Annotated in this window: 19 protein-coding genes; 3 read left to right on the forward strand and 16 right to left on the reverse strand. The window is 54.0% G+C overall.

The genetic code is table 11. From position 1 onward, the window contains the following. Positions 1 to 22: 22 nt before the first annotated feature. From flgK to flgB, 10 genes are all read right to left on the reverse strand, one after another. Entirely contained in the window at positions 23 to 1,951 is a 1,929-nt protein-coding gene (gene flgK, locus KFE80_05765; protein UTW46385.1) for a flagellar hook-associated protein FlgK, read from the reverse strand. A gap of 5 nt (positions 1,952 to 1,956) precedes the next feature. Further along, the gene (gene flgJ, locus KFE80_05770; protein UTW46386.1) at positions 1,957 to 2,934 is read right to left on the reverse strand and encodes a flagellar assembly peptidoglycan hydrolase FlgJ; all 978 of its coding nucleotides are present in this window, start codon (positions 2,932 to 2,934) and stop codon (positions 1,957 to 1,959) included. Next, entirely contained in the window at positions 2,934 to 4,043 is a 1,110-nt protein-coding gene (locus KFE80_05775) for a flagellar basal body P-ring protein FlgI (GenBank protein ID UTW46387.1), read from the reverse strand. The genes flgJ and KFE80_05775 overlap by 1 nt, the downstream gene beginning before the upstream one ends. A 73-nt stretch (positions 4,044 to 4,116) precedes the next feature. Then, entirely contained in the window at positions 4,117 to 4,815 is a 699-nt protein-coding gene (gene flgH, locus KFE80_05780; GenBank protein ID UTW46388.1) for a flagellar basal body L-ring protein FlgH, read from the reverse strand. Between the two features lie 27 nt (positions 4,816 to 4,842). After that, a complete protein-coding gene (gene flgG / locus KFE80_05785) occupies positions 4,843 to 5,625 on the reverse strand; it encodes a flagellar basal-body rod protein FlgG (GenBank protein UTW46389.1) in 783 nt (260 codons plus the stop codon). Between the two features lie 13 nt (positions 5,626 to 5,638). Continuing rightward, on the reverse strand, positions 5,639 to 6,376 hold the full coding sequence (locus tag KFE80_05790; protein ID UTW46390.1) for a flagellar basal body rod protein FlgF: 738 nt from the start codon (positions 6,374 to 6,376) through the stop codon (positions 5,639 to 5,641). 46 nt (positions 6,377 to 6,422) lie between these two features. Then, on the reverse strand, positions 6,423 to 7,688 hold the full coding sequence (flgE, locus tag KFE80_05795) for a flagellar hook protein FlgE (GenBank protein ID UTW46391.1): 1,266 nt from the start codon (positions 7,686 to 7,688) through the stop codon (positions 6,423 to 6,425). Between the two features lie 57 nt (positions 7,689 to 7,745). Further along, positions 7,746 to 8,435: a flagellar hook assembly protein FlgD gene (locus KFE80_05800; protein UTW46392.1), complete on the reverse strand. Its 690-nt coding sequence runs from the start codon at positions 8,433 to 8,435 to the stop codon at positions 7,746 to 7,748. Positions 8,436 to 8,446: 11 nt separating this feature from the next. Then, positions 8,447 to 8,857, reverse strand: coding sequence for a flagellar basal body rod protein FlgC (gene flgC, locus KFE80_05805; GenBank protein UTW46393.1), 411 nt, complete (start codon positions 8,855 to 8,857; stop codon positions 8,447 to 8,449). An 11-nt stretch (positions 8,858 to 8,868) separates the two neighbouring features. Continuing rightward, positions 8,869 to 9,267, reverse strand: coding sequence for a flagellar basal body rod protein FlgB (gene flgB, locus KFE80_05810; protein UTW46394.1), 399 nt, complete (start codon positions 9,265 to 9,267; stop codon positions 8,869 to 8,871). 343 nt (positions 9,268 to 9,610) lie between these two features. On the opposite strand from flgB, the gene flgA reads away from it, so the two are divergent. From flgA to KFE80_05825, 3 genes are all read left to right on the forward strand, one after another. Then, entirely contained in the window at positions 9,611 to 10,276 is a 666-nt protein-coding gene (gene flgA, locus KFE80_05815) for a flagellar basal body P-ring formation protein FlgA (GenBank protein UTW46395.1), read from the forward strand. Positions 10,277 to 10,383: 107 nt separating this feature from the next. Continuing rightward, complete coding sequence (gene flgM, locus KFE80_05820; GenBank protein ID UTW46396.1) at positions 10,384 to 10,713, forward strand: flagellar biosynthesis anti-sigma factor FlgM; 330 nt, start codon at positions 10,384 to 10,386, stop codon at positions 10,711 to 10,713. A gap of 3 nt (positions 10,714 to 10,716) precedes the next feature. Further along, positions 10,717 to 11,205, forward strand: a complete 489-nt coding sequence (locus KFE80_05825; protein ID UTW46397.1) for a flagellar protein FlgN — start codon at positions 10,717 to 10,719, stop codon at positions 11,203 to 11,205. A gap of 48 nt (positions 11,206 to 11,253) precedes the next feature. On the opposite strand, the gene sbcB is transcribed toward KFE80_05825, so the two are convergent. The 6 genes from sbcB to KFE80_05855 form a co-directional block, all read right to left on the reverse strand. Then, entirely contained in the window at positions 11,254 to 12,675 is a 1,422-nt protein-coding gene (sbcB, locus tag KFE80_05830) for an exodeoxyribonuclease I (protein UTW46398.1), read from the reverse strand. A 184-nt stretch (positions 12,676 to 12,859) separates the two neighbouring features. After that, entirely contained in the window at positions 12,860 to 13,870 is a 1,011-nt protein-coding gene (locus KFE80_05835; GenBank protein UTW46399.1) for an OmpA family protein, read from the reverse strand. Positions 13,871 to 14,060: 190 nt separating this feature from the next. After that, on the reverse strand, positions 14,061 to 15,578 hold the full coding sequence (locus tag KFE80_05840) for a fumarate hydratase (protein ID UTW46400.1): 1,518 nt from the start codon (positions 15,576 to 15,578) through the stop codon (positions 14,061 to 14,063). Between the two features lie 57 nt (positions 15,579 to 15,635). Beyond that, positions 15,636 to 16,397 (reverse strand): hypothetical protein, encoded by a 762-nt coding sequence (locus KFE80_05845; GenBank protein ID UTW46401.1) that lies wholly within the window; start codon positions 16,395 to 16,397, stop codon positions 15,636 to 15,638. A gap of 145 nt (positions 16,398 to 16,542) precedes the next feature. Further along, a complete protein-coding gene (locus KFE80_05850; GenBank protein UTW46402.1) occupies positions 16,543 to 17,184 on the reverse strand; it encodes a urate hydroxylase PuuD in 642 nt (213 codons plus the stop codon). Between the two features lie 395 nt (positions 17,185 to 17,579). Continuing rightward, on the reverse strand, positions 17,580 to 18,845 hold the full coding sequence (locus KFE80_05855) for an amino acid permease (GenBank protein UTW46403.1): 1,266 nt from the start codon (positions 18,843 to 18,845) through the stop codon (positions 17,580 to 17,582). Positions 18,846 to 18,847 lie beyond the last annotated feature (2 nt).

Here is an 18,847-nt window from a genome sequence, read left to right on the forward strand (position 1 = left end):
GAAAGATGACAGGGGATAACCGTTAACGCCTGGTGGCACTCAACAACGTATCAAACAACTGGCTGGCAGCAGAGATAATCTGTGCTGCAGCTTGGTAAGCCTGCTGGTAACGCAGCAGATTGGCCGCTTCTTCATCCAAATTGACCCCCGAAACCCCCTGTACTTCCGCCTCTGCGTTATTCAATAACGCCTGTTCAGTAGCCAGGCTGGACTGGGCCTGGCTGGTGCGCACACCTACAGTTGCGACCGTTCGCCCGTAAAGTTCAGAAAAACTGTTGGTACCGCCATTGAGCAACCGGGATTCCTGCAAACCCGCGATCGACAGCGCATTACTGTTGTCGCCCACAGCACCGGTGTTGTTCTGAATGGTGAGCGTATCGCCATTTTGCGGAATACCGGACACATCAAAACTGGCATTGCCAAAACCCGTCAGAGTAAAAGTTTTACCAGCACTTTCTGTTGTGGGATCGTAGGCCAGGGTTCCGCCAGGGCCCCCGGTAACCGTAAAGCCGGGGACTCCCGCACCCAGAGCATTGGGATCGAAAGTCAGAGTAATCGGGGCAGCCAGCGGCAAGCTGCTGACATCACCCACCGTCAGCCGTGAAATACTGGCATCACCGCCATTGCTCACCGTGGCCTGTGCGCGAATTAAACCGGCGGCGGCAAATTGTTCCGGGCGCTCTATCTGCACAGAAAAACGTGATGCCGATGCGCCCACCGGGCGCAGTAAAAATTCATCACCCGCTGTGGGAGTTCCAGTATTTGCAATCGTCAACCCCGCCACGGTTTGCGGCAAACTGGCAAAACTTTGCACACTGTTATCCGCCAGGTTGCGCAACTGCCACTGGGCACCATCAAAGCTGAGGTTGTAGTCTGTGGGCAGCAATGCCCCCACATCGTCAATGGCCACGGTCACCGCGGCACTGCCCAGATTATTGCTGGAAGCTACCGTTTGTGGGGCAATGGGTGCAAAAAAGTCGCCGCCAGCCAAACCGTTGAGATCAAGCCCAGAGCGATGTTGCTGGTTAACCAGATCAGTTAACCCTTGTACCAATAAGCCCACTTCACCGCGTACTGGGTCCAACACCTGGCGACGGAAATCCAGAATGCCCTGTATTTCACCGCCACGAATCTGGCTACTCACCACATCGCTATTGCCCACCAGGCCCTCGAAGGTGATATCCAGGCGATTGGGATTAAGTGGGTCAAACGCAACATCCAAGCGCTGCACCCGGCCACCCACCACCAGAGGCTGACCGCTGCCAATCAACACATTCAGAGAACCATCGCCCTGCTGAATACTGGTAATTCCGACTTTTTCGGATAATTGGGAAAGCAACCTGTCACGCTCGTCCAACAGATCGTTGGGTGGGTTGTTGGGATTGCTGACCAGCGCCGCGGACACATCCTGATTGACGCTGGCCAATGAACTGGCCAGCGCGTTAATTTCAGCAACGGTGGAGCGCAATTGTTGGTTACTGGCATTTTCCAGGGAATCCAGGCTCTGATTCAGATAACCAACACGGTTTTCCAATGCCTGAGCACGACCCAGTAACACTTCCCGAGCAGGCAACGAGGTGGGGTCATTGGCCACATCCTGTAATGACTGGAAAAACGCCTGTATGGAGACATTCAAGCCGCTGTCTTGATCCGCCACCAAATTATCCAAGCGGGTGGCCAGGTCGTGATAGGCGCGCAGGGAGTTAAAAGACGACTGACGCGACAACAACTCGCCACCCAAAAATTCATCGTAAGCCCGGCGTATACTCTGCACTGATGTGCCACTGCCGATAAAGCTGTTGCCCTCTTGCTGGGGTGGCAAGGTGCCAAAGGTCACTTGCTGGCGACTGTAGCCTTCGGTGTTGGCGTTAGCGATATTGTGGCCGGTGGTGGTAATGGCTCGCTGCAGGGAGTTAAGTGCCGAAACACCGATTCCAAAAACGTCTGGCATGACCGCTATCTCCCACTAATTGCCAAGGTACCGAGACTAGCCCCAGTGGCTGACTGTACGTTGGCTTTTTGTTGCTGCTTGAGTTGTGCCACTTCCGTTTGAAAGCTGTCCCGGGCCATCAGTGCGGTAATTTTTTCCGCGTACTTGGGGTCGGTGGCATAGCCGCTTTGTTGCAGCTGCTGGACAAACTGCTCATTGCTGCTCGCCTCGCGGGCGCCCTGGTAACGAGGCTTTTGCAAAAACTGTACGTAGTCGTCAAACAATTGTTCCAGGGATTCATAGGCGCGAAAGCTCGCCCGTTCTTTACGGGCGATGCCGTCGCTGTATTCGAGCGTGACCTTGGTGGCTCGATCCCCTTGCCACTGAGCATCCGCTTTAATACCAAACAGGTTAAAGCTGTTGCGGCCATCCAAATCGCGGATGGTGTATTTGCCCCAGCCACTTTCCAATGCCGCTTGAGCCACCAACACTTCGGCATCCACCCCCAACTGTTGAGCCGCTTTGTCGGCGTGAGGCCAGAGCTCACGAATAAACTGTTGAGGGTTTTGTGGCGCAAAATCGGGACGCTGGTCGAGCGCTGGCGCCGGTGACACTGATACAACACTTTGGCGAGATTCTGACAGCGGAGCCAGCTCACCGCGCGGGGTTGCTGCCTGAGGCCCAGCCAATTGACGTTCGATCACTTGCGCCAATCCGAAGCCACCATTTTGCGACAAGTGCAATGAAATCTGCTGGTCGAACATATCCTGGTGAAATTTCATTTCGTCGCTATTGAACAACCCGCCTTCCTGAGTGGCATCGCGCATGGCTTTGGTCATCATCTGCACAAACAGGGATTCAAAATGCTGGGCCACCTCTTTCAAAGCTTCCGGGCTATTGCTGCCTGCGCGGCCACGCAAGTCTGCCAGTGAAGAAAGATCAGTGGCCACCGCATTGCGCACTGCTGCTGTGGGGCTCACCAGTTGTGCTACTTGCAGTTCCATCAGATCACCACCAGCTCGCCGCGCAGCGCACCGGCCTGTTTCAAGGCTTCCAGAATCGCCATCAAATCCCCGGGAGCAGCACCTACCTGATTGATGGCACGAACAATTTCTTCCACGCTGGTGGCGCCCTTGCCGTCAGCGCCAATGGCAAACACCCGCGCCTGCTCCTCGGTAATGGCGATATCAGTATTGGGCACCGCAAGGGTCTCACCATCGGAAAACGGCCCGGGCTGGCTGACATCGATGCTCTCAGAAATGGTCACACTGAGATTGCCGTGGGCCACTGCGGCGGGAAGAATCTGCACACCACTGCCCATCACAATGGTACCGGTGCGGGCGTTAACCACAATCCGAGCGGCAGCCTGGCCAGGAGTGAACTCCAGGTTTTCCACCTCGGCAAAAAAGGCCACTTTCTGAGCCATATCCACTGGAGTATTTACCTTGATGGAAGAGCCATCGAGAGGCGCCGCGGTACCGGGACCAAAATTGCGATTGATGACTTCAGACAGCCGCTGTGCGGTGGTGAAATCGTGCTGGTGCAGGTTGAGTACCAATTGATTGCTGTTGGCAAAAGGTGTGGGCACTGTGCGTTCTACACTGGCACCGTTGGGAATACGGCCTGAGCTGGGAATATTTACCGTGACTCGCGAGCCGTCGGCTCCCTCAGCGCCGAAGCCACCGACCACCAGGCTGCCCTGAGCCACCGCGTACACCTGGCCATCCGCCCCTTTGAGCGGGGTCATCAACAAGCTGCCGCCGCGAAGGCTCTGGGCATTGCCCACCGAAGACACGGTGACGTCAATCATTTGACCACTTTTAGCAAATGGCGGTAGATCGGCGTGCACCATCACCGCAGCGACATTTTTCAACTGAGGATTGATATTGGGGGGAATCACCACACCAAGCTGAGACAGCAGGTTGCGAAAGCTCTGTACGGTGAACTGGGTTTGGGTAGTCTGGTCACCGGTGCCGTCGAGCCCTACCACCAAACCGTAGCCAATCAGCTGGTTACTGCGAACTCCGGCAACACTGGCAATATCTTTTACCCGGTCTGCAAGCGCTGGTAACGACAGAGCTCCTGCCAACAATACCGCGAACCACTGTTTCACTACCCTACCGCCGCACATGCTCTTCCCCTTTGGTCTGCGCCTCTGTCAGGGCGCCCTTAGAATGGCCACTTTATTAAAATGGCCACAGTGGCCCCAGGAAGAATTTCGCCAGCCAGCCCATGCGATTGGTATCGGCCATTTGGCCTTTGCCGCTGTAGCTGATTCGAGCATCGGCCACTTTGGTAGACATCACGGTATTTTCACTGCTGATATCCACCGGCCGAACCATGCCCTGAACGCGAATAAACTCCTGACCTTGGTTAATCTCGATCCACTTTTCACCGCGAATCACTAAGTTTCCATTAGGCAATACCCGTGCCACAGTGACCGTAATACTGCCACTCAAGCTGTTGCTCTGATTGCTGCTGCCCTGACCACTAAAATCGTGCTGGGAATCCAGGTCCACCCCCAAGTTAGTGCTGCCATCGAGAGTTCGACCAAATACGCTGGGGCTGGTGAGGGTGGTACTGTTAGTGCGATCCAGGCTGGTAGCACTGCTTTTCTCGGCATTGGTCTGTTCGGTGAGCACAACGGTGATGGTGTCTCCCACCCGGTGCGCCTTGATGTCTTCAAAAAACGCCAATTGATAACCGGCCTGGTAAATAGCGCCCTCTCTGGGGGCCGGCGACAAATAGCTGTAGTCGGGCTCGTTGTCTATGTACTGATTGCTATAAGGCTGCTGGGGCGCAGAGCTGCAAGCGGCCAATGCCAGCAGGCCAAAGGCGGCAAACAATTGCCGCACAGCAGTAAATATGGGTTGTAGCGGACGCATCAGTGGCTCCCAGCCTGATTGGCTCAATTAAAGTTGCTGAGTGAGGTTTTGCAGCATTTGGTCAGTGGTGGAGATAGCTTTGGAGTTCATTTCATAGGTGCGCTGGGTTTCAATCATGCTCACCAATTCCTCAACCACATTGACGTTGGAGCTTTCCAGGAAGCCCTGAGCGAGCGTACCCAAACCATTACTGCCCGGGTTACCCACCTGGGCGGTGCCACTGGCCGTGGACTCTACGTAGAGGTTTTGGCCGCGAGGCTCCAGGCCCGCCGGGTTTACAAAATCGGCAATGGTCAGGGTACCCACCTGAGTAGAAGCACCGTCTTCAGTGACCACCGATACAATACCGTCGGCACCGACCGTCACCGAGCGCGCGTTTTGAGGAACAATGATCGTCGGCTGCAGCGCAAAGCCATTGGCAGTGACCACTTGCCCCTGAGCGTCCAACTGCAAGGAACCGTCACGGGTATAAGCCAGAGTGCCGTCAGGCATAGTGATTTGTAAAAATCCCCGCCCCTCAATGGCAATATCCAAGGGTTTCTGGGTATTGGAGAGATTGCCCTGAGTAAAGGTTTTCTCAGTGGCTACCACACGCACCCCGGTACCCACCATCATGCCACTGGGTAACACCGTATCCTGTGAGCTTTGGGCACCCACCTGGCGCAGGTTCTGGTAGAGCATATCTTCAAACACGGCTCTACCGCGCTTGTAACCCACCGTACTGGCGTTGGCCAGGTTATTGGAAATGGTCGCCATTTTGGTCTGCTGGGCGTCCAATCCGGTTTTTGATATCCACAATGCCTGATTCATGGTGTGGCCCTCATTAGCTCACTTGCATTAGTTCGGCAGAGGCGCGGTCGTTTTCTGAGGCCATCTGCATCAATTTGGTCTGGGTTTCAAAAGAGCGGGACAGCTCAATCATCTTGACCATGGACGCCACCGGATTGACATTACTGCCCTCCAGCGCGCCGGGGATAATTCGCACCGTGGCATCCGCAACCAGCTCAATGTCATCACGGTGACGCAACAACCCATCAAGGCCTTTTTGCAGCCGGCTTGGATCATCTACCCGAACCAGCTTGAGGCGATCCACAACCGACTGGGCAGTGGCGTCCTGTCCCAACGGCACAATGGAAATCGTGCCATCCGGGGCAATTTCCATGCTCGCAAAGGGAGGAATGGCAATGGGGCCGTTTTCACCCATAACGGGTTCACCAGCACCATTGGTCATGCGCCCAAACGGATCGATCTGTAAATCACCACGACGGCTTACCGCCTCACCGCCTTCCGGGGTTTGCACCACCAACCAGCCACCATCATTCACCGCCACATCCAGATCCCGGCCGGTAGTTTCGATATGGGCGTTGCGAGTATCCGCACCAGCGCCGGTCAACTGCACATAACTGCGAGTGCCACTGGCGTTGGTCGCGGTTGTCGACAGGGACGCCAGGTCAGCGCGAAAGCCAGTAGTGGATGCATTGGCCAAGTTGTTGGTGGTGTGCACCTGCTCGCGCATGGCGCTGTTGGCACCGCTCATAGCCACATAAAGCATACGATCCATTACTGGTCTCCCCTTTTCATTACTCTCACACGTTCACCATTAACCTTTAACGCAGGTTAATTACCGCCTGAGTCACCGCATCTTCGGTTTGAATGACCTGAGCGTTGGCCTGGAAGTTACGCTGGGCCACAATCATGGCCACCAACTGCTCGGTTACTTCCACATTGGAATCTTCCAGAGCGCCGGATTGCAGCACGCCCAAACCACCATCACCGGCAGGGTTGCGAGTGGGAGGACCAGAACTAAAAGTTTCGGTCCAGATACTACCGCCCTGAGGCTGCAAACCCTGAGTGTTGGAAAAGCCTGCCAATACCACCTGGCCCAGAGCGCGGGATTGACCGTTGTTGTACTGGGCAAACACCACACCGGTGGGGTCGATCTCAACACCTCGCAATTGACCACTGGTAAAACCGTTCTGGTTGATATTGCTGACCGCGAAGTTGCTGCCAAACTGGGTGGTCTGAGACACATCAACGGCAAAATTCTGGGCCAAAGCTCCAGACGGTGAGCCATCGGAATTCAGCGGTGCCCAACCGGTAATGGTCAAAGAAGTCACACCACCCGAAGGATCCAACTGCCCGGCCTGGTCAAACTGAATGGTTTCCGGGCCAGAAGTGGATACACCGTCCACCAGGGTATAGGCCTGCCACTGGTTTGGGGTAGCGCTCTTAACATAGTAGGTACTGAGAATGTGCGGATTGCCCAAACTGTCGAAGATCGTGGTCGACGTGGAATTGTTGTACATATCAGCAGTGGGTGCGGTGGGCGGCGTCGCAAAGGCATCAAATGGCCCGCCCCACGGGGTGATGGGCACTGCCTCACGAGAGTCCAGGTTAGCCACAATTTCTGCCTGGCTGGTGGCCTGGGGTTCAATCAGGCCGGTATCCAACTGCAGATCGGATATGGAGGGCAGAATCGCCCCGGCACTATCCGCCTGAAACGCTTGCAACCGCAAGCCTTCGTTATTGACCACAAACCCATCCCGGTCGATACCGAACTGACCCGCCCGGGTGAACACTTCCGAGCCGGAATCATTGAGAATAAAAAAACCGTTGCCGTTAATGGCCACATCCAGGGAATTTTCGGTGAAGCTGATATTGCCCTGGGTGAACTGCTGACTCACAGCACTGAGGCTGACACCACGGCCAATGGCGTTTGAACCAGAGCCCAGCAACCCCGAAGCGTACAAATCAGAAAACTCTGCCCGGGAGGTTTTAAAGCCTGTAGTGGCGCTGTTGGCAATGTTGTTACCAATCACTCCCAACTCGGCGGATGCACTTTGCAAACCGGATACTGCGGTATCAAATGCCATAGTTCTTCTCCTGTTAACGTCTTACACTGACGGTGTTGGTCAATTAATTGCTGTAAATTAGTAGTACTCTCGAATTTCTGATAGCCGCATGGTCGCGCCGCCTTCCAGGTTGAGCACCGGGTCACCGTTGCCACTGAGTGACACGCTATCGACTCGCACTCGGGTAAATGCGGGCACCGCTTCGGCATTGCCATCGATAATGGCGTTGGCGGTGACCTGATAAGGCCCAGGGGTTACGGCATCACCATTGGCATTGGTACCATCCCATTGAAAGGGAATCACCCCACCGGACTGAGGCCCCAGAGGTATACGGGTAATCAAATTGCCCGCCAAATCCGCTACATCAACGGTAAGCCCAGTAGCAGCCACCGGCAGCTCAACAATGCCTTCATAGGTGCCACCTTCTGCCAGCGGAGCAATGTTGTAATTGGCCACCACATCCCGCCCCACCAGCGATGCCGCCTGTAAACCTTGGTTACCAGATAACGAACTCACCAAACCACTCAATGAGTTGTTGAGTTCATCGATACCGGAAACCGTGCCAAATTGGGCGATCTGAGCCAAAAACTGGCTGCTGTCCTGTGGGTCGGTTGGGTCCTGATTGCGCAGCTGAGCGACCATCAGGTTTAAAAACTCTTCCACACCAAGGTCATTAGGGTCGTTGCTGCCTTGCTGGCGAGCGCTCGCCAATTGCTCTGCGGTAGACACACCGCCAACACCGCTGAAAGGATTTGTTACTTGCATCATCGATTCCTCTGTTAACGACCGATATTGAGCGTATGAATCATTAGCTGACGCGCCGTCTTCATCGCTTCAATACTGTTTTGATAGGAACGGGAAGCAGAGATCATATTGGCCATCTCCGCCACAGGATTGACGTTGGAAAAGTAGATATAACCCTCGTCATCTGCCATGGGATGCTCTGGCGAGAACTGCCGCACCGGCGCCGCATCGGTAGTGACCACCTCAGAAACACGAACCCCCGCCACCGCGTCATCAAATACATCGCGCATCACCGTGGTAAACACTGGCTGACGGGACCGGTAAGCGTCTTCCGAGGAGGAGCTGACCGCATCCGCATTGGCAATATTACTGGCTACGGTATTGAGCCGAACTGACTGTGCCTGTAATGCCGAGCTAGACACATCCATCACATTAAACAGACTCATAACTGCTTTCCTTATTCGCCTTTGAGGGCCAACAACAGCCCCTTAATAGAACCATTGATAAAATTCACGCTGGCCTGATAGCGCACCGCGTTCTCACCGAACTGCGCCTTTTCAACTTGGGTTTCGACCGTGTTGCCATCCAGGGACGCCTGGTTGGGAATGCGATAGACCAGACCCTCTTGCCCAAGGCCCGCAGAGGACGAGGCGCTGCCAAAATGACGGTCACTGGTGGTGTGCAGTGTGGAATTGCCTCGCGCCTGGGCCAGCACATCGCGGAAGTTGATATCGCGGGCCTTGTACCCCGGGGTATCGGCATTGGCCAGATTGGACGCCAAAATTTCGGCGCGTCGGCCGCGAACGTCGATGGCTTTGGCGTGTAAATCCAATGCGTTATCAATCCAGGCGGGCATGTTTGGTTTCCTCAAAATATGTGTTTTCTCTGCAGCTGCCGGCAATATGCGCAGCGACATCAATGACAATGCAATCCCAATGCCAAAATTTTTATTTATATATTTCAAATACTTATAAATAAAAAATTTAAAAATAGGCGGCAAGCGGCAACGATTATCCGCACCATTGCCGCCTGTAATGGTGGCGGCAAGACAGCGGCCTTTGCTGAAGCCGCTGCTGGATACAAACCAATGATCTACGGCGGCACACAACTTGCTTGATACGCCTGCAATGATGAAACAAACACAGAGTGGCTGAATAATGACGATTCGTTGCTGGATGGGACTGGTAATAGTGTGGGGCGTGATCGGGTTCAGTAGCGCCAGCGCAGAGCCCAAGCAGACCCTCGACAGCATCCGCCAGGCGGTCACTAACTACCTGATGCAACAACCGCAGATAAAGCGGTTGAGCTCGGCAACGGTCACACCCGGGCCACTGGACAAACGCCTGCAACTGAACCAATGCCAGCAACCGCTGCAAATGTTTATGCCCGCTGGCGGCAAACTGGTGGGTAAAAGCACCGTCGGTGTGCGCTGTACCGGCAGCAAACCCTGGACACTTTATGTGCCGGTTACGGTTATGGCCTACGCCGAAGTGGCCACCGCCAACCATCCGATGCAGCGGGGCACATTGCTGTCAGCGGATGATTTTTCCCTGGTTCAGCAGGCTCTTCACCAACTGCCGGCCGGCTATATGGAAAGCCCCGGCGAGTTGATTGGCAAAGAGCTGACGCGTACCGTAGGTGCCGGAAAAACCTTAACCCGGAGCATGCTAAAATCCCCCACCTTGATCCAGCGGGGCCAGCAGGTCACGCTAATTGCTCAAAGCAGCAATTTTGAAGTGCGCATGAACGGTAAAGCCTTGGGCAAAGGTGGCAAAGGAGACAGGATTCGAGTGCAGAATCTCAGCTCAAAGAAGGTGGTGGAAGGCATTATTAACGCTCAAGGCGCGGTATTGGTGGATCAATAAGCTTTTTTAAGGGATCAACGGATCACTAATTGCGCTTTATTTGCTAAAGAAACCGCCATAAAGGCCGCTAATAGGCCACAGACAAGAATTTTTTGCGGAGTAACCTCATGGACTCTGATATTAAGCAGTTGCGCCCTAACCTGCCGCCGACGGCCAATGCCAACGGTCGAGCAGTTGGGCCTGAACGTGCATCGGAAAACAGCATCCACAAACGCAACAACGAATCGGATGCTACTTCGGCTCCTGCCAGTGATACCGTTACAGTGACTGACGAAGCCGCTCGCCTGCAGCAGCTGGAACAGAGCCTGGCGAACACACCGGTGGTGGACAGCGCTCGTGTAGCTGAGCTGCGAGAAGCCATTGCCAGCGGCAACTATCGGCCTGACCCTGAGCGTATTGCCGACAAACTGAGCCAGCTGGAACAGGATTTGTTGTAACCCGTGGCAAACACACCCGTAGTCAATACCCAACAACTTCAGCACATCCTGCAGCAAGAGCTTGAGTTCACCTTGCAGTTGCAGCAAAGCCTGGCCAAAGAACGTCAGGCCATTGAACAGCAAGACCCTGAAAGCTTGGCCAATACTGCGCAACACAAAGGGCAGTTAGTTCAACAACTTGAGCAAATTGCCAAACAGCGAGAATCGCTGCTGGTGCAAGGCGGTGTGCCGGTCAGCCGCGAAGGTATGCAACAGCTGTTATCGGCGAGCAACGACACCGCTCTTGAAACCGCTTGGCAACAATTGAGCGAAGCCGCGCAACAGTGCCGCGAAGACAATCGCCAATTGGGCATGCTGGTTCGGCGCGAGCAAGACAATGTTCGTCAAGCCCAACATATCCTCCAACGCGGAACTCCCAGCGACAATCACTCCTACAATGCCAGCGGCCAGAGTGCGAGCAGCAACACCAGCCGGAATATTGGTAAGGCTTGAAGCCCAACTTAGCGTCATTGAGAAGAGCACCACCAGCGACTCGCAGCGTTATAAAATCTCATCTCCCCAGCTTTGCAACGCTTCCAGTATTTGGCGATCTCTTTCCGTACAATCTGGCCTGCTGAGTAACTTTTCTATTTCTTCAAAATAAGCATCCAAGGTCAGATAGCCACTCTCCACTTCATTGAGGTGGGCATAGCGAAGCTCTTCCCAAAGGTGTTGTTCTTCAGCACTGAGGGTATCGGGATAGTTGCGCGCCCGATAGCGAAGCAGCAGTTCCTGATAGCGGGAATCACTGAATTGAATCGAGCCATCCGCCAACTCAGCGGGAGAACTGTTGCGTACTTCCACCAAAAGGCCTTTATCCTGGTTCGGCAAAAAACCACTGTACAGCGCAGTCTCCGGGTTGTTATCACTCCACTCTCTAGGCACGCTGTAAACCTGAATCAGCTTTTCTGCCAGCTGAGCACCCTGCAATTGCTTCCAGTTACGGCGGCAATGAGGCAAATCGATACCGTGGCGCTGGGCACTGGCTTCGTCCAGTAATTTGGCGGTAGCCACCACCGGCGCCCGATTGAGATGAATACCCTTTAAGGGAATGCGGGACTCCCCCTCTGGCAAATCCTCGTTACGGGTGTATAAACGCTGATGAATTTCATCAGCATCCATATTCAATAAAGGCCCTATATCACCGTTCAGGTTGGCGCAAATAATTTCATTTTTATTATTGGGGTTTACCGCCAGCGGCATCATCAAACCCAAATAACCATTTTCTCTCGGCAGCCGGGAAGAAACATGCAAAAACGGACGCCGATTTACCAGGTCAATATTCTTACCCACTTCCTGCTTGGTGCGGTGGTCAAACAGATACCGATACAGTTTGGGTTGTTTTTCCTTGAGCAGTTTTGCCATGGCAATAGTGGCGTACACGTCCGACAGGGCGTCGTGGGCAGACTCGTGGTTGAGGCCATTGGCTTTGGTTAACTCCTCCAACTTAAAGCAGGGAGACCCATCCTCATAATCTGGCCACTCAATACCCTCTGGGCGCAGTGCACGAGCGAGGCGAAACATATCGATAATGTCCCAACGACTGTTGCCATTTTTCCATTCTCGCTCATAAGGGTCGAAGAAATTGCGGTAGAGGGTATATCGAGTGACTTCGTCGTCAAAGCGGATACTGTTGTAACCCACACCACAGGTACCCGGTTGCGACAACTCCTCATGGATACGGGCAATAAACCCTCGCTCCGGCAAGCCCTCCTCCTCGGCCTGCTGAGGTGTGATGCCAGTAACCAGACAAGCCCCCGGCGCCGGCAACAAATCGCGGCTGGGTTTGCAGTAAATCATCAGCGGATCGCCGATCACATTTAATTCCGTATCGGTGCGCACCCCGGCAAATTGTGAGGGACGGGTTCGAGCCGGATCAGCGGAAGTGGTTTCGTAGTCGTGCCAGTACAGCGTTGTCGGCATGGGGATTCCCTGATTATTGTCGGTGCGATATCCATGGGCACTTTAGCAAAAATTGACCGGCCACGAGCAGCAGGCTACGGGCTTCGTGCAGTCTGCTAGAAGCCCGTAGCTCGATGCTCGTAGCTGTTCCGCAAAAACAAAAAAGCCCGAGCATAAGCCCGGGCTTTTCAGTCACAGATTAATGTTACTCAGGAGCAACTTCTGTGTAAGACATTTCGCCCACTACGCGACGGTTGCGCTGACGACCTTCGTCGGTGTCGTTGCTGGCAACCGGGCGTGACTCACCGTAACCCACAGCGGAGATACGGTCGGTGCTGATGCCGTAGGTTTCAGCCAGCTGGGCTTTAACAGCCTTGGCACGACGCTCGGACAAGTCCTGGTTGTAGTCGTCCGCACCTTTGGAGTCGGTGTGGCCTTCCAGTACCAGATCAATGTCTTCGTGCACTTTCATGGCGTTGGCAATGGCTTCCAGTTCGTCACCGTAGATGCCGCGAACCACATCGCTGTTAAATTCGAACTCCACGTTCAAACGTACAGTAATAGTACGTACTTCTGGCTCTGCAGCGGGCTCGGGCTGAGGCGCAGGCTCTGCAACTGGCTCAGGTTCTGCAACAGGAGTTGGCTCAACTACAGGCGCTGGCGCTGATGTTTTGCCGAAGTGCTTGAGGAAAGAAACACTCAGAGCAGTGTCGGTACCGTGGTCAGCAGGGCCTTCATCACGAACCTGGTAAAAGCCGCTGATATCACCGCGCACTTCCCAGTTGTTTTCGTACAGCTTGCTCAGACCAAAGCCCAGACGACCCTGCCAAGTGCTGTCATAACCATTGATCACATTGACTTCGTCGCTGCTAAAGCGGCTCAGGCCAGTGATAATGTAAGGGCGCAACTTGTGCTGGTGCTCTGCTTCGTCACCCAAGAAAAATACCGCGTTCAGCTGGGTAGTTTCCAAGTCGCTACCGGTCACGTCCACACCGTAGCTCAGCTCCAGTGCCCAGTTGTTGTGGAAGCGAATACCGCCGGTTAATGCGGCAAAGCCAGAACCATTGGTGTCGTCATTGAAAGTGCGCTTGTTGTCAGCAGCGTAGTAACCCAGGGTTGGCCCCAAGTACAGGTGTGAGCCTTCAGCCTGCGCAGAAGTAGTAGCGGCAGCGGCAAAAGCAGCGGCTGCTACCGAGAGTGCGATTTTTTTACGCATCGTAATTTCCTATAAGTATGGATAAAAAAGTAGTCCTGCCGAAGACGTCTGCAGACAGCGGCATGCTATGGGCGGCCTTTATACCAGCGCGAACGGTTACTGTAAATGTTACTTTTGTAACATTACTGCTACATTCACGGGAATCAAGCATCTCTCCACAGTCGGCCATGACTGTGGAGAGAAATACGCTTTATTGAACCTGAACAGCGCGCTCTTCGATTTTGGCTTTCCAGATTTGTGGACCGGTCTGGTGTACAGATTCACCTGTGGAGTCTACTGCCACGGTTACTGGCATATCCTTGACATCAAATTCGTAGATCGCCTCCATGCCCAGTTCAGGGAACGCCACCACTTCGGCACCGGTAATGGCTTTGGAAACCAGGTAAGCAGCACCACCCACCGCCATCAGATAAACGGCTTTGTTGTCTTTAATGGCTTCAATAGCCACAGGGCCGCGCTCGGCTTTACCGATCATGCCCACCAGGCCGGTTTCCTCCAGCATGGTTCGGGTAAATTTGTCCATGCGAGTGGCTGTGGTTGGGCCAGCAGGACCAACCACTTCGCCTTCCACCGGGTCTACTGGGCCAACGTAGTAAATAAAGCGGTTGGTAAGATCCACTGGCAGCTGTTCGCCTTTGGCGAGCATATCTATCATCTTCTTGTGAGCAGCGTCGCGGCCGGTAAGCATCTTGCCGGACAGCAATACGGTTTCACCTGGCTTCAGGGATTCCACCTCTTCGCGAGTCACCGTATCCAGGTTGAGACGGCGAACGTCATCCCCCACCTCCCAGGTAATGTCTGGCCATTGATCCACATCCGGCGGCGTTTGCAAGGCGGCACCGGAGCCGTCCAACACAAAGTGGGCGTGGCGGGTGGCCGCACAGTTGGGAATCATCGCCACAGGCAGAGACGCGGCATGAGTGGGGTAATCTTTGATCTTCACATCCACAACCGTAGTCAGGCCACCCAACCCCTGAGCACCAATACCCAGGGCATTGACCGCATCCATGATTTCCAGGCGCAGTTCCTCGACGCGGTTTTGTGGGCCGCGCTCACGCAGTTCGTGGATATCGATTTCGTCCATCAGGGATTCTTTGGCCAGCACCGCGGCTTTTTCCATAGTGCCGCCAATACCGATACCCAGCATCCCCGGCGGGCACCAGCCAGCACCCATGGTGGGGACGGTTTTTACAATCCAGTCGACAATGCTGTCGGAGGGGTTGAGCATCACCATTTTTGACTTGTTCTCGGAGCCGCCACCTTTGGCCGCTACGTCCACTTCCACTTTGTCGCCAGGAACAATTTCGTAGTGAATCACTGCCGGAGTATTGTCTTTGGTGTTTTGGCGTTTGCCCGCTGGATCTTTGAGGATAGAAGCGCGCAGTACGTTATCCGGGTGCAGATAGGCGCGGCGTACCCCTTCATTCACCATGTCGTCGACACTCATGTCCCCCTCCCACTGCACGTCCATGCCTATTTTCATAAACACGGTGACAATACCGGTGTCCTGGCAGATAGGGCGATGGCCCATGGCACTCATGCGGGAGTTAATCAGAATCTGTGCCATAGCATCTTTAGCCGCCTGAGACTCTTCCTTCAGGTAAGCCTGATGCACCGCTTGAATGTAATCCAGCGGGTGGTAGTAAGAGATAAACTGCAGTGCGTCGGCGACGCTATCGATCAAATCATCTTGGCGAATGGTGGTCATGCTTCCCCCGGCTGGATGTAAGTATTCTAATACGAATCGTGGATATAGAGCGGATCGTCAACCGCCGCTGCCCTGACGTAATTGCAGCAGTTCCTGGTTGATCTGGCGGCGATAGGCATCGATAGAGTCAATTGCCTCATCAGTTTGGTTAAGGCGCCCATTGACCTGTTGTTGCCAGGTCTTGAAACTGGACTCCATGCTATTGAACTGCTGAACCGCCTGTTGCAGCTGCTGTTGCAGTGTTTCCATATCCACGTTGGACGACAACAAGGTGCCATTGATGCTGGCAATCTGCTTAGTATTCAAATCGCTTTGCTTTACGGCTTTATCGAGGCCAGCAGTGGCTTTATCAATTTTGGCGAGGCGGTTGCTGTGGACCGCAATGTCCTTTTGATTCTTTTCGATTTTTTTCTTGTTGCGATCATTGGAAACCCCCCAGAGTTTACGAATCTCACTCCAGTGCTTCTCCAACGTCTGGTTTTGTTCTTTGATCTTTAGCAACAGGGCGTCGCCGGATTTGCTCAGGGAATCGTCCGTAGACGCCAGACGGGCTGTGAGTTCATCAAAGCTGCTTTGCAAGGAGGCCACCTGCTGATGTTGCTGCCAGCCATACCAGCCCCCAGCCAATGCTGCTAAAAACAGAACTACCACCAGCACTTTCCAAATGCCACCGCCGGAATGTTTCTCGGGCTGATGATTGCTTTTTGCAGGTGCGGGCCGCGACTTAGGCTGGCGCGCAGAGGCCCCACCAGTGGCACGAGCACCAATGCGCTCATCCTGGTCGGGAACGATTGAACTGAGGTTTTTCCGCTCTGACATAGTTACCCCGTAGCGTCATTCACAGCGATGGTTTCTGGCGGCGATTATACACTGCCATCGCCCAGAACAAGAGGGGCAATTTCGCCACCCCAAACAGCAGCAAAGCCGGCAGAAGCCGGCTTTGTTAACGGAGCCCCAGATGCATTTACAGGTAGTGCAGCACCGCTGCCATCACTACAGATAGCAACACAGAGCAATGAATCACCCCTTTCACACTGGCCAGTGGCCCCTGCTTGCCAAACAGGGCATTGAGTTCCAACAGCAACACGATAGCCAACATAATCATCAGGCCCGTTGTACTGCTTCCTTCCACATTGGACCACCAAGGGTCAAGAGCACCCGCATGACTATGTGAACCCAACATCCCCAGCAACATAGGCCCAGAGAACAGCGTATTAGTGCGAGAGGCCAGTAAAGCTTTGGCGCCAGCGGCGGCAGCATCACCTTCCACCATACCCAAAGCGATCTTCTGGTTGGGCCAAATCACCAGCCACACATTGAGAAACATAATGATGCCCATTACCGCACCGACCAATATCAGACTGTTAAAGCCGCCGGACAATCTGCCAAACAAGTACAAACCGGTAATAAACGTAAGCATGGCTCCCCAACGGAACCACCACAGAGCTGCTGGGGCAAGGTGTTGCTTGGCATCCGCCAGCGCTTCCGGCGACGCCTTTTTAAAGTACCCGCCCTGAACAAAGTTGAAGTAATACAGAAAACCGATCCAGGTAATACCAAACAGGCCGTGTCCCCAGCGAAACAGTAACTCCAGTAAATGCTCCATCGTTACCTCCCAAGATAGATTGTTGTCAGTTGTAATTAGTTAGGGCCTGTTAACACTAATTGAGTCGCCACTGTGTGGCTAAAAAAGCGCCAATCAAGGCGCGAGGAGAGTGGCTTGGTCATTCCAAGTGAGCGACGAGCAACACCGAGTGGCGCATTTTTAGCCGCAACCCACTATCCTGAAACAAAAGGGGCTGGGGCTATTTTTCCGCCCATCTGTGTTATCAGTCGCTTATGTAGAATGACTACACGGCACTCCTTCTGCCTTGCTGGGCAAAAAAATAGCACCCAGCAGTGATGACTCAATTAGTGTTAACAGGCCCTCGGTCAATCCCTACCTTGGGTAAAGTCTAGTCGTTGGCGAGCGAAACCACAAAAAAGCACACACTTTTCCCATTAATTGGCAGCTTTTCGTACCGCCAAAAAATACAGAACTGTCCCTGCCAGCAGAATAAAACCGAGCATCTGCCAGGCCTGTGCACTGGCGTGGCTGGCCACCCAAATGCAGGATGCGGCCGCCAGCAAAACCATCAACAAATGCCACCAAGGGGTTTTCTCGCTATTTTTGCGTTGCAAAACCGGCAGTGCCAAAGCCGTTAGCAGGTACATCACTATCCTCGACAGTGTGCCCGCCACCGCCAAGACAATAAAACCGCCCCACAAGCTGAAAAGAATCGCAGCGATGCCATAAAACAGAATCGAGAAATACGGCGAATGAAAACGCGATGACACATAGGCAAATGCTTTGGGCAAGGTGCCCTGTTCCGCCATTGCATAAGTCACCCGAGGCACAACCGTGCCACCCGATAATGTGTTTGCACCGATAGAGAATGCTGCCGCCAGAGAAATAACGATGACCCCGGCTTGCCCAAACAGGTCTCCCGCTGCGGCCGCCAGCGCGCTTTTGTTATCGGTGACCTCTGGGGCAATGGACAAATAAGCCCAAATAACCAGCATATAGAACAGGGCGACGGCCAACAGCGTCACTAGCAACGCAAGTGGAATATTACGCTTGGGATTGCGTACTTCCCCGGCGGGAAGGGTGGCATTTTCAAACGCCATATAGGCATAGAAAGTCAGCAATACCACACTTTCAACTTGGGTGAATTCCGGCAAACTAAAGCCCACTGCCGGGTTGCGTGTTGCCAAGCCGACCAGCACCAGAATAACAAGGGGGCACAACTTGATAACCGTCATCAAACCAAGAGTACCCACCGACGTACGCATACCAATGATGTTGACTATGGTGGTAAAAGCGATAAACCCCACCACCGTAATCCCTTTTGCCAGTGGGTCCGCCAACACCGGGAAAAGCACCGCCAAGTAAGCCACGGCTACCTGTGTATTCGCTGCTATGGATACCACACCGGAGGCGTAACGAGACCACCCGGTTTGAAAGCCAACAAATGAACCGAAAGCCGCCTGAGTGTAGAGAACCGGCCCCCCATGGGTATCGAAACGTGTGGCAAGGGTTGCAAAGATAAAGGTCAGGGGGAAGATCAGCGCTGCCCCCAAGAGCATCATCCAGGGCGCAAAATTGCCTACTGCTGCAACCAGAATTGCCGGCAAGGCAAAAATTCCAGAGCCAATCATGCCATTAACCGGGAACAGTGCGGTGCCCCAAAAACCCACCGAACGCTTTAGAGCAGGCACTTTTGTCATGA

It is taken from the genome of bacterium SCSIO 12696 (genome assembly GCA_024397955.1).
Lineage (GTDB): Bacteria > Pseudomonadota > Gammaproteobacteria > Pseudomonadales > Porticoccaceae > SCSIO-12696.